We start from the raw sequence: 14257 nt of genomic DNA, 5'->3' as shown, positions 1-14257 counted from the left end.
AATTCTTGTCTTTCTATTAGAAATTTGATTAAATAGTATAAAAAAATACCAAGGAGCAACAACTATGAATCCAGTAGATTTATTTAACCAAGTAAAAGAAATGATTGAAAAGAAAGACTTTGATGGCGCTAAAAAGTTTATCGAAGAAAACAAAGACAAACTCGGAGAATACCTAGAACAAGCTAAAAAACTAGTAGCTGGAAATGAAATAGCTAGTGACGCTATTGATAAAGTTAAAGGTTTGTTCGACAACTAAGAAAACAAAAGAGAGTGGGACAGAAATCGGGAATTCGTTAGAATTCGATTTCGTCGTCCCACCTCCGCACAGTTGAGTAGGGCTGTAAAAGCTGATGAAATCAGCGTAGTAGAGCCCACTCAACCACTGCGTCTTGCTCGACAATCCAAAGACAATTGAGAGGCTAGGACTTTTGTCCCAGCCTCTTTTTGTGTATTCTTTTTTATAAAATCAATGGTAAGAAAATTTGTGCTAAGCCTAGAAAAGCTAAATAACCTAACACATCTGTTGCCGTGGTAATGAAAATGGTCGAGGCTAGAGCCGGATCCTGATGCAGGGTCTTGATAATCAGCGGTACAAAGTAACCAAATAGAGCACCACATGCTAGATTGATCATCATAGCCAATACCACAATAACAGACAGATAGAAATTTTGATAGAAGACAAACATGACAATCGCTGCAATCAAGCCAGTAAAGAAACCATTAACCAAAGCTAGCACGATTTCTTTGAATACTAAATACCGATCTTCTTTCAGATCTAGTTTGCCCAAGGCAATCCCCTGGATAACCAAAGCAAGTGTCTGAGAGGCAGAATTTCCGCCCATTCCCGTGATAATAGGACTAATCGCTGCTAATGCTACAACTTTTGAAATCGTATCATCAAAAAGTGCTACTGTCGCAGAAGCTAGAAAGGCTGTCACTAGGTTAATCATCAACCAAGGTAAGCGTTTCTTGAGTGATTCTACGAAAGGCCCTCCAATTTCTTCACTTTCTTGGACACCACCCATCCGCAAGATATCTTCTTGATACTCTTCTTGCAAAACATCGACGATATCGTCAATTGTGATGATTCCTAGCAGTACCTGCCGATGATTGACGACCGGTACAACAGATAAATTATATTTGGCAGAAAGCTGTGCCACTTCCTCTTGGTCAACCTCTGGCGTAACAGTCACTAACTGAGTGTTCATAAATTCGCTGAGTTTCATCTCCGCATCATGAATAAATAAATCACGGATATCAATCCAGCCAACTAGCGAATGATGTACATTTCTAATAAATAAGGTATCAATAACTTCCGTATTGGGTGAAATTTCCCTCAATTTATTGAGAGTTGCTGAGACGGTCAGATTTTCATTTAAGGTAATGAATTCTTTCGTCATCAGACCACCAGCTGTCTGAGGATCGTAAGCCAACATAGCTTTCAAATTCTCTTGACTGGCATTTTTCATCATACTTAAGTATTGCTTACGCAAGTCCACACTCAAGTAACCCAAAATATCTACCACATCATCATCTGGCATAAGATAAAAAAGAGTGCTGGTACGTTTGAAAGAAATCGATTGGATAATCTGTCGTTGCAACTCCGGCTCGGCTTCTTTTAAAATCTCTACCAATTGATCATCACTAGCCATTTCCGTAAAGGTTTTAAGAAGATTCCCTTCCTCATCCTCCAAGGCTTCCAAAGAAAGAGCAATATCAATGGGATAGTAATCGTCAAATATCTGATTGAAAACTTCCCTATCCTGTGATAGTAAGACCTGATGTAATAATTCTTCCATTGTACTCCTCCTTCCACTTTGCTAGTATACCATAAAAGACTGATTTTGATGCAAGAAAGCTATAAAATCCTCAGTAAATCACTCACTTTTTCAACCATGTAGTCACAAGGAAACGCAGGAATTTCTTGATTATATTTTCCTAAACCTTGTCGAATCCAGATTGTTGTCATTCCTAGCTTTTTAGCAGGAATCATATCATTGTCAATACGATCTCCAACGTAAATAGCTTCCTGTGGAGAAATACCTGCTTTTTCCAAAGCGTATTCAAAAATAGCTAGATCAGGTTTACTGAATCCAATATCAGCAGAACCTACTACTACTCCAAAATAAGAGCCTAGTTCAAATCGTTCTAAACGCTCTGCTAGATTTTCTTGCTGATTGGCAATGATGCCGAGGCGATAAGATTTGCTCAATTCTCCCAAAACAGTTGCTACATCTTGAAAGAGAATATCTGTTGTATGATCCCATTTGGGACGTGAAAGAGCACTCGGTGCAAAGAAAGTCCATGTCTCCTTAACAGGATCTTTATTTTCCTTAGCAAAAGCTATCATTTTAGCCTCAAATTCCTCAAGAGATAAAGTATGCCCAGCCTCACACAGAACTTTTAAGCAATGTTCTCGGAAAAGATGATAGGTCTCCCTTTCATCAATTAGGGTTGACCCTAAATCAAAAAATATCCATTGTTTCATCTTTCTACCCCAAAAAAGCTAGGACTAAGTCCTAGCTCCTCTTATAGGCTGTTAGATTATTTTTTCAAGTTATAGAAAGCTTGAAGACCTTTGTATTGAGCAACTTCACCAAGTTGATCTTCGATACGAAGCAATTGGTTGTATTTAGCAATACGGTCTGTACGTGAAAGTGAACCAGTCTTGATTTGACCTGCGTTAGTTGCAACAGCGATGTCAGCGATTGTTGAATCTTCAGTTTCACCTGAACGGTGTGATACAACTGCAGTGTAACCAGCTTCTTTAGCCATTTCAATCGCTTCAAAAGTTTCAGTAAGAGTACCGATTTGGTTAACTTTGATAAGGATTGAGTTAGCAGCACCTTCTTTGATACCACGAGCAAGGTAGTCAGTGTTTGTTACGAAGAAGTCGTCACCAACAAGTTGTACTTTCTTACCAAGACGTTCAGTAAGAGCTTTCCAACCATCCCAGTCATTTTCATCCATACCATCTTCGATAGTGATGATTGGGTATTTATTAACCAACTCTTCAAGGTAGTCGATTTGTTCTGCAGATGTACGAACAGCAGCGCCTTCACCTTCAAATTTAGTGTAGTCGTATACTTTACGTTCTTTATCGTAGAATTCTGATGATGCACAGTCAAATCCGATAAATACATCTTTACCTGGAACATAACCAGCAGCTTCGATAGCAGCGATGATAGTTTCTACACCATCTTCAGTTCCTTCAAAGCGAGGAGCGAATCCACCTTCGTCACCAACGGCAGTTTCCAAACCACGAGATTTAAGGATTTTCTTAAGAGCGTGGAAGATTTCAGCACCGTAACGAAGAGCTTCTTTGAATGTTGGAGCACCAACTGGCAAGATCATGAACTCTTGGAATGCGATTGGAGCATCAGAGTGAGATCCACCATTGATGATGTTCATCATTGGAGTTGGAAGAACTTTAGTGTTGAATCCGCCAAGGTAGCTGTAAAGTGGCACTTCAAGGTAGTCAGCAGCAGCACGAGCTACAGCGATAGACACACCAAGGATTGCGTTCGCACCCAATTTACCTTTGTTAGGAGTACCGTCCAAAGCGATCATTGCACGGTCGATGGCTTGTTGGTCACGAACATCGTAACCGATAATAGCTTCAGCGATAACGTTGTTTACATTATCAACTGCTTTTTGTGTACCAAGACCACCGTAACGAGATTTGTCGCCATCACGAAGTTCAACTGCTTCGTGCTCACCTGTAGAAGCTCCTGAAGGAACCATACCACGTCCGAAAGCACCTGATTCAGTATAAACTTCTACTTCAAGTGTTGGGTTACCGCGTGAGTCTAGGACTTCGCGAGCGTAAACATCAGTAATAATTGACATTTCTTACTCTCCTTATTATTTAAAATTATTTACTAGTCTATGATACCTCAAAAACGCTTTTTTTTCAAGGAAAAATAGAGAATCTAAGCAAATTTGAGAAATTTCGCACAAGAAAACGATTCCAAATTTACTATATAAATGTTTTTCCAGCAAATCAGAAAGAAGATTTGACCTTTTAGAATTTCTCCTTTTATGGTACAATTTTATTATGACTGATATTAATAAAGTAATCATGGAAAAATCTCAGGGCGGAGTCAAGCTCAACCCTGATGAACAACGCAAATTTTTAGGGACTTTTGAGGAGCGAGTGCTGGCTTCCTGCTCTATTGAACAAGCTAACGGCTCTCTCATTCGCAGTCATTTCAAAGAAATGCTCAACAGCATCATGAAAAACTGCCAACCAGTAATTGTCAAAATTTCCCCAGAAGTCGAGTCTGGCAATCAAATCTTTTATCTAAAAACTGCTAAGGAGCAGGGTTGTGAAGCCACTATCGTCTCTAGCGATTACCAGTCTTCTCCTTTTGGTCTGATTGTCCATAGCGACCATCTTGTCCAAGTAGATGACAAGGACATGATCCAACAGTTTGCTAGTCTCATTCAGCCAGCAGAAAAGCCAGTAAAAGAAAAGCGCCCTCTCTGGAAAAAATGGTTTGGGTAAGATGACAAATTTAGAAAAACTTTTTGCATTTTTTGAAGCTGAAAATCAGCGCGATTGGCAAACCTATGAGACCTTTCTTTCTGATCAAGTTAGCTGGGAATTACAGGGTGACACAACCGAAATCATCAAAGGTAAAGCTGACTACCTGACTAAAATTCAACAAGTCTACCATAACAACCCCGTCCAATTTTCTTGCACTTATTATCAACCTAGTCCTGACCAGAATCGGATTGTGACCATTTTAGAAAATGACTTTGGTGACCTGTCTTGTGACATCTTCTTCTTTGAAAAGGGCATGATAGTTAAAGAAATTGAATACCTACTAAAAAAAGCGGACTAACCGCTTTTTTTCATTTTTAGTAAATTGCCAATATTTCTTGCTGTGCGAATCAAATTTTGCTCCGCCTGCTCTAAAATCCTATCCAAACTATCTGCTCGCGCAATAATCGGAAAAGCTGACTGGATATTCTCAACTGGGAAATCCGGTAAATCATCAGCCAGGCTACCGCAAATCGCCAGTACAGGGATACCTTCTGGCGTTCGTCTTGCGACCCCGACTGGTGCCTTGCCCGCCAAAGACTGACGATCCATCCGTCCCTCGCCAACTACGACCAAGTCCGCTTTTTTAACTCTGTCATCAAAATCCAGTAAATTTAGACAGGTTTCAATACCCGAAACGATTTTTCCTCTGGCAAAAGCAACCAGTCCTGCAGCCAGTCCGCCTCCGGCTCCGGCTCCCTCCATATCAATCACCTGAGGATTAACCAACTGATAGAAATCAGACATAGCTTGATCCACTTGAGAGAATAATAAGGGAGATAGACCTTTCTGACCTCCGAAAACAGTTGTCGCACCGCGCACTCCACAAAGAGGATTGTCAACATCAGTCAAAATCTCAATCTCAACTTCTTTCAAGAAAGCAGGAACCTGCTCAGCTGAAATTCGAGCGACCTTTCCCAAAGACGAACCAATGGGGCGCAGTTTATGGTTATCCGCATCGAAAAATTCATAGCCAATGCCCGCTGCCAGTCCAATCCCACCGTCGTTACTAGCCGAACCTCCAACACCAACTAAAATCTTTCTGACACCGTCTTCAGCCAGGTGCAAAATCAATTCTCCCAATCCTTTGGTCTCTATGGCCAAGGGATTTCGTTTTTCCTGAGGAATAGAGGCAAGTCCGACTAAATCAGCCATTTCAAAAAGCGCTTGCTGACCATTTCTGGCGTAGGGCATTTTTACTGGCTGGCCAAAGGGTCCAGTCACAGTGTGGTAAAATTCAGCCCAGCCCAAGGCTGCTGTCAGCGCAGCCATTGTCCCCTCGCCCCCGTCACCCACCGGCAGCAAGTCAAAGCTGGCATCTGGTATGGCCTGAGAAAAGCCCGTCTGCAGAGCTTGAGCAACCTGAGGAGCTGACAAACTTTCCTTGAAAGAATCCGGTGCAATTAGAATATGCATGCTTCTCTCCTATTCTTTTCTATTGTCTAAAAGATCAATGACCCGATAGAGATTGCATTCTTGAATCTGATAAGGAGCCCGCTCTCGCACGATTGGCTTGGCCATAAAGGCAATTCCTATCCCTGCTGCCTGAATCATAGGCAGATCATTGGCGCCGTCCCCCATAGCAATTGTTCGATTTAATACTAACTTATTTTCAGCTGCCCATGCTTTTAGCATGGCAAGCTTGGTATCCTTAGTGACAATCTCTCCTAAGACTTGGCCTGTTAAAAAGCCCTGCTGGATTTCCAAACGATTTGCCTTTACATAGTCAATTCCAAGCTGCTCAGCCAGTCTGTCCACCGTCTCATGAAAACCACCTGACACCAAGCCTACTTTATAACCACGTTTATGCAGCTCCTTGACCAAGTCCTCGGCTCCCGGAGTAAAGTGAATCCTTTCTGCAATTCGAGCAAAAATATCCTCCGGCAGGCCTTTTAAAAGAGCGACACGCTCACGTAAGGCAGCTTCAAAGTCCAACTCTCCTCGCATGGCACGCTCGGTAATTGCCGCAACCTGAGCTCCTACACCCGCTTCCTCACCTAGCAGGTCAATCCCTTCTTCCATGATTAAGGTGCTGTCTACATCCATGACTAACAAGCCTTTGACTGTTTTCATTGTCCGACCTCATTCTTTCTATTTTTTTGTATTATACAGGAAATTCTATTTCAAAACAAGCTGGGAAAAATTGAAGTCTCAGAATCCTTGTTACTGACTGTTCTCTAGAGTTCGCTTTGCAAAAGAAAAAAGTTCCCGAAGGAACTTCTTTTAAAAACGAATATTCTCGCGTGTTTTTTCGTAGGATGTCACAAAGCGCTCTGTTACGCCTGGCTCGACAAGATCCAAAGCTTTTGAAATGATTTCCAAGGATTGAGCATAGTCGTAGTCATGTTCAAAGACATACAAGGACTTGTTGAAGGCTGCTTGTACATTATCGTCAAAGGAACGATAGCGGTTTGAATACTGCAGCAGCTGCTCAGTCAAGGTAGCATCTTGGACGATACGATAGGTTTCTTCTTCCAATTGCTCCATATCATTTCCTAGAATTTCAAGCCAACGGTTAACTGATTCGATATTGACTCGTGTAGCCTCCAATTCCTTAACCAACTCTTCAATATTATTGCTGGTTGAGAAGAAAATTTCTAAGAAAGAATCTGGAATACCTGGCAAATTGCGTTTTTCCATATATCTCTTAATGGTATGCAATTTGTTAGCATAGATATTGACTTTCTGACGAGCATTGGCATCATCTTTTTCAATCTCTGCAAGTGCTTCGCCAAGAGAAATCTGCTCATCTTCGATTTCTTTCAAACGCTCTTGAATAGCTTCCAACTCTTCCTGAACCACTGAATAAGCTTGCTTGGTTTCAGAAGAATCTTCTACCGCGCTCAACACCACATCTTCCTGGGCAGAAAGCTCAGCCTGCAACTCCTTGACATGAGAAGTTTCCGTATCAGAGAGAAGGAAAGTTTGAGACAAACGTTCTATCTCCTTTTGGAGTTGCTGGTTGTTTTCCTTTGTATGAGCCAGATAGCTAGGCAAGTTTTTAATCAACTTCTCCACTACTTTGTGGGCTTCAATTTCCCGCGTAAAAATTTCATAGAGAGCGTTAATCTCTTCTTGCGCTTGCTCATTTTCATACTCGGCATTATCCAGCTCTAAGGCAGAAATGTTGGCTTCGTTGCGTTTGAGGCTTGCATGAAGCTGCTGGAAGCGAGACTCTATATCTGTTTCGATAAAATGATAACCAGATTCCAAGAGCTTACGGTGACCAGATTCTAAGTCTTCCAACTGATCTGGCAGTTTCACAGTCAACTCTTCGACAATGGCAGGAACTTTCTCAACGATATGTGTCAGAGCAAGAATATGATCCTCTGCCTTATCCAAGATTTCAGCCGCCTCAACCGGGTCACCTGAAGAATTAAGGGTCACAAACTGAGAAAACTCTGACTGGATATTTTCCAGCTGTTTTTCAATCTCAGCTAAGGCTTGCCCATACGAGTCCGCATTCTCCGCCACCTGAGTTTGCAGTTTTTCAAACAAATCCAGGGCATGGAGCACACGACCGCTGTTCTTAGACTCTTGCTCTTTAAGATCTTCCAAGGCTGCACGAATCATCTTGATATCTTCGTCAATCAAGTCGATCTGACTCTCAATATTGCCGATGGCATGCTTGGCTTTTATGAAACGGAAAGAATTATTGTAACCTTCTGCTTCAAATAGATTATTTTCGATATCAGCAAATGAATTTAAGGACAAGTCTACCCATTTTTGATTCCACTCACGGAAGGCTACCTGACTCTGCCCAATCAAATGCATATTTTTTACTTCTTCAACTTCATCATTCACAGGGAGATTATAGAGTGCTTCTTTTCTCTCCTCCAAATTTTGAAGTAAAGCTTCATTTCTCTTTCTCATCAGAACTGCAGTACCATAGCCGACAACCAAAAGCAGAGCTACCACAGCAACGAGAATAACTAGTCCAATAGACATATAGAACTCCTTCACATTGTTACTATAAAGCAAACATAATGATTATATCATATTTTTGCCCATAATGGTTGATTTTTCTGATTTTTTTAGACGTCGAGCGTACTGTATACAGCATTTTCTTCGATAAATTCACGACGAGGTTCAACGCGATCCCCCATCAGCATGTCAAAAATCTTGTCAGCTTCCGCTGCATCATCCACTGAAACCCGAGCCATCAAGCGATGTTCAGGATTCATAGTTGTCTCCCACAGCTGATGGTCATCCATCTCTCCGAGACCTTTATAGCGTTGAATGGTTGGCTTGGAGCGACCTTCACTATAGCGAGCCAAAGCAGCCTGAAGCTCTTCTTCCTGATTAGCACCTGGCTGGATATATTCTTTGACTTCACTTCCGACCTTGACACCATAGATTGGTGGCTGAGCGATATAGACAAATCCAGCTTCCAGAACTGGCTTCATATAGCGGTAAATCAAAGTCAAGAGCAGGGTCCGAATATGAGCACCGTCTACATCGGCATCGGTCATGATGACTAATTTTTGGTAGCGGGCCTTGCTGACATCAAAGTCAGCTCCAAAGCCAGTTCCCATAGCAGTAAAGAGACTGCGGATTTCTTCATTGGCCAATATCTTGTCCATGCTGGCTTTTTCAACGTTGAGAATCTTACCGCGAATTGGCAGAATAGCCTGGAATTCACGGTTACGGCCGGACTTAGCTGAACCACCCGCTGAATCCCCCTCCACGATGAAAAGTTCAGCTTCCTGAGGGTCGTTAGACGAGCAGTCAGCCAATTTACCTGGCAGATTGGAAATTTCCAAGCCAGACTTCTTGCGGGTTACTTCCCGAGCTCGCTTGGCAGCAATTCTAGCCTTAGAAGCCAAAATTCCTTTTTCAACGATTTTTCGAGCTACCGCAGGATTTTCCAAAAGGAAATCAGAGAAAGCTTCGCTAAAAAGTCGATTGGTAATCTTGACCACTTCGCTATTGCCCAGCTTGGTCTTGGTCTGACCTTCAAACTGAGGGTTGGGGTGCTTGACAGAGATGACCGCTGTCAGTCCCTCACGCACATCTTCCCCAGTCAGATTGTCCTCGTTTTCTTTGAGAAGCTTGTTTTTCTTGGCATAGTCATTGATAACCCTTGTCAGGGCAGTCCGGAAACCTTGCTCATGCGTTCCACCCTCGTGGGTGTGGATGTTATTGGCAAAGCTCATGACTGTTTCATGGTAGCCAGTTGTATACTGCATAGCGACTTCAACCGTAATGTCGTCCATTTCGCCATCGGTATAAATCGGCGTTTCAAAGATTACATCCTTGTTTTCATTGATGTATTGGACATAGCTGGCAATCCCACCCTCATAGTGGTAATCCTTAGCCTGCTCCATTCCATCCCGCTTATCAGTGATAGAAATTCTGAGACCGCGGTTGAGGAAGGCCAGTTCTTGCACCCGCTTATTAAGCTTTTCAAAGTCAAATTCTACTGTTTCAGTGAAAATCTCTGGATCCGGTGTAAAGTGAACTGTCGTACCTGTACGGTCTGTCTCACCGATGACTTTTAGGTCTGCGACTACTTGACCGCGACTGTATTCTTGGTAATGAATCTGACCGTTCTTATAAACGCGGACATCCAGCTGAGTGGAGAGGGCATTTACAACGGAAGAGCCCACACCGTGCAGACCTCCTGATACCTTGTATCCGCCACCGCCGAATTTTCCTCCTGCATGGAGAACAGTAAAGACGGTTTCCACGGCCGGACGGCCTGTTTTCTCCTGAATATCAACAGGAATTCCCCGACCGTTATCCACTACTGTGATGGAATTGTCTTTTTCGATAAAGACCTGAATGTGGCTAGCAAAACCAGCCAACGCCTCATCAATCGAGTTGTCAACAATTTCCCACACTAAATGGTGCAGACCTTCCTTGGAGGTCGAACCGATATACATCCCTGGACGCATACGAACGGCTTCTAGGCCTTCTAAGACCTGAATCTGACTGGCATCATATTCTTGGGCCTGTATATCTTGTTGCTTTTCTTCTGTCATAGTGTTCCTTTTCTAATCAATATCTATAAATTCTTCAAGATGCTGCATATTATCAAAGAGATAGGTATCAAAGCCAGCTGCCTGCCCTGCTTCAATATCCAGAGGACGGTCACCAATAACCAAGCCAGAGGAAATTTGATACTTGTCTTTTAGATAGAGCATGGAGTCTGGTGAGGGTTTCCTTGAAAAGCCATTCGCCGATGTCACCACTTCTGTAAATGCTGATGAAATGGCAGTCTTTTCCAAGATTTCCAGCACTTGGTTGTCCCGGTGGGAGACCAGAAAGTTCCGACCGCCCTTGGCCACAATCCGCCTAAGCAACTCTGCCGCGCCGTCAAATAAGACAGGGTGAGTCAACTCTTCTGCTTCATTGGCCTTATAAAACTTTAAAAAGTCTTTTTCTTGGGGAGCAAACTGCTGGACAGCATAGTCTGTAGACACCTTGAGGGCCTTATAAACTTCGTCGTGACCAGCTTGCAGACCAAACTCTTTCAAGGTTTGAACAAAAGCTGCTGTCGAAGTTTCATAATTATCCAAGAGTGTTCCACCTAAATCCCAGATGTAATCTTGATAATTCATACCTTTCATTATACCATAATTTTCATGAAAAAGGGGCTAATATTTGCCCGAATCCAGCACTTTTCCGACTTTTTTCAAGCCTTTTTCTAAACAAAATATCTCAAAGAATCTAAAATTTAAAAATGGCTGCTGGTTTCGTCCTTTCCAACATCTCTAAACCCGCTCCATATAGAGGAGCGCAAATGTATATTAGACTTCAAAAAAGCTGGGAAACATTATGAATCCCAGCATATTTTTAATTCCCGAATACATCTGTATAAAGCATAGCATCAGCCAACTGGTCAGCGTCTCCTCTCAGCTGACGAACCAGCTCATAGGCAAAAGCCAAGGCAGTTGATGGACCACGACTAGTAATCAACTTCCCATCAACAAGAACTGTTTCTTTACGGTAAGTTCCATTTTTAATATTGTCTTGCGCACCATCATAGCAAGTGAAATACTTACCAGTCAAGATACCTGCACGGTCAAGAGCAATGGGAGCGGCACAAATAGCAGCGATGAATTTATCGGCCTGCTGAAAATCCTGCAAAAGCTGCATCAAGCGATCATCATCACGGAGATTGGCCGATCCCGGCATCCCCCCTGGCAAAATAACCATATCATAGTCATCCAGCCGACCCTTCCAGATCTGATCTGCTTTAACAGTGATGGCGTGAGAGCCAGTCACTGATTCATCAAAACCAATCATATGGCAGACAAGACCGGCACGGCGCAAGACGTCCACAACTGTCAAGGCCTCGATTTCTTCAAAGCCGGGAGCTAAGAGTAAAGCTGCTTTTTTCATGAAAATATCCTTTCTGAGATGAGCCAGTCACAAAATCGCATCTGATTTGTGAGTCAAAAACTTGCTTTATTTTTATTTTAATTTCTTCAGTACGACTTTTTTACGGACAGCTGGAATTCGCTCCTTCTTTTCATCCGTCAGGCTGTTCTGATAGGAGACGGACAGCAGGAGACCAACACCGATAAGATTACTGATGATAGAAGAGCCACCCTGTGAGATAAAGGGCAGCGGAATCCCTGTCAGAGGTAGAATCCCTGTCACCGCTCCAATATTTTCAAAGATATGGAAGAGCAGCATCATGATAAAGCCAGTTGAGATGTAGGTATAAAACTGGTTGTTGGATTTAATCGTAATCTTGAGCATGCGGTAAATCAGCAGTAAATAGAGCATGATAACCAAGGTCGAGCCTAAGAAACCAAAATCTTCTGCAATGACGGTGAAAATCATATCACTTTCCCGAACAGGCACCAAGAGATTCGAAACATTAAAGCCTTGACCAGTCAGACCACCACTTCCGACAGCAATTTGTCCCTGTGCTTGCTGGAAGGTGGTCGTCTGAGCATAGTCAAAAGGATGAAGCCAAGCCAAAATCCGATTTATTTGGTAGGTTGGCATGCCTAGATTATGCAGAAAGGCACGGCCACCATCGGAAATAAAGATAAAGAGAAATCCTCCCAACAGCAAGACTCCCGTCAGAAAGACCGGCAGGATAATCTTCCAAGAAACACCTGACAGAAGAACGATACCGCCATATATGGCAACAAAAACTAGAGCAGTTCCCAAATCACTCTGAAGGGTTAACAGAACCAGAACAGGCACAGTGTAGAGCCCAAGCTTCAGGATCAGAAAAAAGTCTAAAGCCAAGGTTCGCTCATCCTGCTTGTGCTGCTGGAGAAAATGGACCACCAGCCGCGACAGCATGAGAATATATGAAATCTTCATAAACTCTGAGGGCTGAAAGAGGGTCACACCACGAATAGCAATCCAGTTTTTAGCACCAGTGGAGGCTACCAGGGATTGGCTGTAAAAAATCAGAGGCAAGACCATGAGGCCAAGACCAAAAACATAGAGATAGGGCGTGATTTTCCAGAGAAACTTGGTATTAAAAAACATGAGGATAAAGCTGAGCAAGAAGCCTACCGCAATCCAAGCGATCTGCTGACCAACCATGGGCCAGGCATTATCAGGATAATCATGACTAACAGCAATGTATATAGCTACAACACCGATTGAAAGCAGCATCAAAACTGGCAAAATTAAACTATAATCAATCCGGGACTCAAACGTCCGTCTTTGATAAGGCATAGTCCCTCCTTTTTAGAAAAAATACTGGATAATCAAGCTAGAAACAGCGACGCAAAACCAAGCGAAGGCACCAGTCAGCAAAGGCGCTGCTCCTGCTTGCTTAAACTGCTTAAAGGAGACCTTTGCGCCAATAGCTGCCAAGGCCATAGCCATCAGCCACTGAGAAATGAATTTTGTATAAGGAATGATAGCAGCCGGCACAAGTCCTAGACTGCTGACAAGTGAAGCAAGGACAAACCAAGCTATAAACCAAGGAAAAATCTGTTTCAAGTTTGTCTTTTGCGACGACTTCTTAGACTTGATATAGCGATAAGCTGCGAAGATCAAACAGACCGGTACAATCATCAGGGCTCGACTCAGCTTGACAATGGTCGCCAAGTCGCCAGCTGACGGACTATATGTATAGCCTGCTGCCACTACTGACGAAGTATCATTGATAGCTGTTCCGGCCCAAGTCCCGAAAAAGGCATCCGACATCTGCAGCAAATGCCCCAAAAAAGGGAAAATGAATACCGCTAAGATATTGAAAAAGAAAATAGTGGAGATGGACAGGGCGATTTCCTCTTCATCAGCTTCCAAGATTGGTGAAGCAGCCGCAATGGCAGAGCCACCGCAGATGGCTGTTCCAAAACCGATTAAAATAGTCAAGACGCGGTTCATTTTAAAGAAACGGCCAGCCAGATAGGCCGCCAGAAAGGCTATCAGAATGGTGATAAGACTGATACGAAGAGAAGAAAGCCCCGTCTCAGAAACCTGACCAATGGACATGGAAAATCCCAAAAAGATAATGGAATACTGCAACAATTTCTTTCCTGAATAGCTGAGTCCTTCCTGAAACATAGCCGGCAGCTTCATGCTGTTGTTCAAAACAATCCCAAAGACAATAGCCAAAACACTAGAGCCTATCAAGGGAAGCAAACCACCTAAAAAGATAGAAACAGCTGCTATGCCAAAGGATAACAGAATTCCTGGTAAATATTTTTTCACGAACACCCCTTCTTTCCTATGCCTCTCATTATAACAAATTCTGTCCCAAAAATCTGAATGAACCTAAAAACT

The 14257-nt window shown here is 42.8% G+C and carries 14 protein-coding genes; 3 read left to right on the top strand and 11 right to left on the bottom strand.

Annotated features, from left to right (window positions below; all coding sequences use genetic code 11):
* The first annotated feature begins 64 nt into the window (after window positions 1-64).
* Complete coding sequence (locus K1J09_RS09065; RefSeq protein ID WP_223323850.1) at window positions 65-256, top strand: hypothetical protein; 192 nt, start codon at window positions 65-67, stop codon at window positions 254-256.
* A 202-nt stretch (window positions 257-458) separates the two neighbouring features.
* Here the strand turns inward: K1J09_RS09065 and mgtE are convergent, their stop codons facing one another.
* From mgtE to eno, 3 genes are read right to left on the bottom strand one after another with little or no spacing between them, the layout of a single operon-like run.
* Window positions 459-1799, bottom strand: a complete 1341-nt coding sequence (mgtE, locus tag K1J09_RS09060; RefSeq protein ID WP_223323851.1) for a magnesium transporter — start codon at window positions 1797-1799, stop codon at window positions 459-461.
* A gap of 59 nt (window positions 1800-1858) precedes the next feature.
* Window positions 1859-2488 (bottom strand): HAD family hydrolase, encoded by a 630-nt coding sequence (locus K1J09_RS09055; protein WP_223323852.1) that lies wholly within the window; start codon window positions 2486-2488, stop codon window positions 1859-1861.
* 56 nt (window positions 2489-2544) lie between these two features.
* Window positions 2545-3849, bottom strand: coding sequence for a surface-displayed alpha-enolase (gene eno / locus K1J09_RS09050; RefSeq protein WP_002897814.1), 1305 nt, complete (start codon window positions 3847-3849; stop codon window positions 2545-2547).
* A 208-nt stretch (window positions 3850-4057) separates the two neighbouring features.
* Here eno and K1J09_RS09045 point away from each other — a divergent pair, with 208 nt between their 5' ends.
* Complete coding sequence (locus K1J09_RS09045) at window positions 4058-4507, top strand: DUF1694 domain-containing protein (RefSeq protein WP_223323853.1); 450 nt, start codon at window positions 4058-4060, stop codon at window positions 4505-4507.
* Between the two features lies 1 nt (window position 4508).
* The gene (locus K1J09_RS09040; RefSeq protein ID WP_223323854.1) at window positions 4509-4847 is read left to right on the top strand and encodes a nuclear transport factor 2 family protein; all 339 of its coding nucleotides are present in this window, start codon (window positions 4509-4511) and stop codon (window positions 4845-4847) included.
* On the opposite strand, the gene K1J09_RS09035 is transcribed toward K1J09_RS09040, so the two are convergent.
* From K1J09_RS09035 to K1J09_RS09000, 8 genes are all read right to left on the bottom strand, one after another.
* Window positions 4844-5962: a glycerate kinase family protein gene (locus tag K1J09_RS09035; protein WP_223323855.1), complete on the bottom strand. Its 1119-nt coding sequence runs from the start codon at window positions 5960-5962 to the stop codon at window positions 4844-4846. The genes K1J09_RS09040 and K1J09_RS09035 overlap by 4 nt on opposite strands.
* A gap of 9 nt (window positions 5963-5971) precedes the next feature.
* Window positions 5972-6619, bottom strand: coding sequence for a phosphoserine phosphatase SerB (gene serB, locus K1J09_RS09030; RefSeq protein ID WP_223323856.1), 648 nt, complete (start codon window positions 6617-6619; stop codon window positions 5972-5974).
* Window positions 6620-6769: 150 nt separating this feature from the next.
* On the bottom strand, window positions 6770-8494 hold the full coding sequence (gene ezrA / locus K1J09_RS09025; RefSeq protein ID WP_002912173.1) for a septation ring formation regulator EzrA: 1725 nt from the start codon (window positions 8492-8494) through the stop codon (window positions 6770-6772).
* A gap of 86 nt (window positions 8495-8580) precedes the next feature.
* Window positions 8581-10530, bottom strand: a complete 1950-nt coding sequence (gene gyrB, locus K1J09_RS09020; protein ID WP_223323857.1) for a DNA topoisomerase (ATP-hydrolyzing) subunit B — start codon at window positions 10528-10530, stop codon at window positions 8581-8583.
* Window positions 10531-10542: 12 nt separating this feature from the next.
* Window positions 10543-11109, bottom strand: coding sequence for an HAD-IA family hydrolase (locus tag K1J09_RS09015; protein WP_317627829.1), 567 nt, complete (start codon window positions 11107-11109; stop codon window positions 10543-10545).
* Between the two features lie 235 nt (window positions 11110-11344).
* Entirely contained in the window at window positions 11345-11893 is a 549-nt protein-coding gene (locus K1J09_RS09010; RefSeq protein WP_223323859.1) for a DJ-1 family glyoxalase III, read from the bottom strand.
* Window positions 11894-11965: 72 nt separating this feature from the next.
* Window positions 11966-13198, bottom strand: coding sequence for an FtsW/RodA/SpoVE family cell cycle protein (locus tag K1J09_RS09005; RefSeq protein WP_125341642.1), 1233 nt, complete (start codon window positions 13196-13198; stop codon window positions 11966-11968).
* Window positions 13199-13210: 12 nt separating this feature from the next.
* A complete protein-coding gene (locus tag K1J09_RS09000; protein WP_223323860.1) occupies window positions 13211-14191 on the bottom strand; it encodes a YeiH family protein in 981 nt (326 codons plus the stop codon).
* Between the last annotated feature and the right edge of the window lie 66 nt (window positions 14192-14257).

The organism is Streptococcus sanguinis, from assembly GCF_019928825.1.
In the GTDB taxonomy this organism is placed as follows: Bacteria; Bacillota; Bacilli; order Lactobacillales; family Streptococcaceae; genus Streptococcus; species Streptococcus sanguinis_L.
The sequence above is the reverse complement of the archived record's forward strand: the minus strand, read 5'-3'. Positions and strand labels throughout refer to the sequence as shown.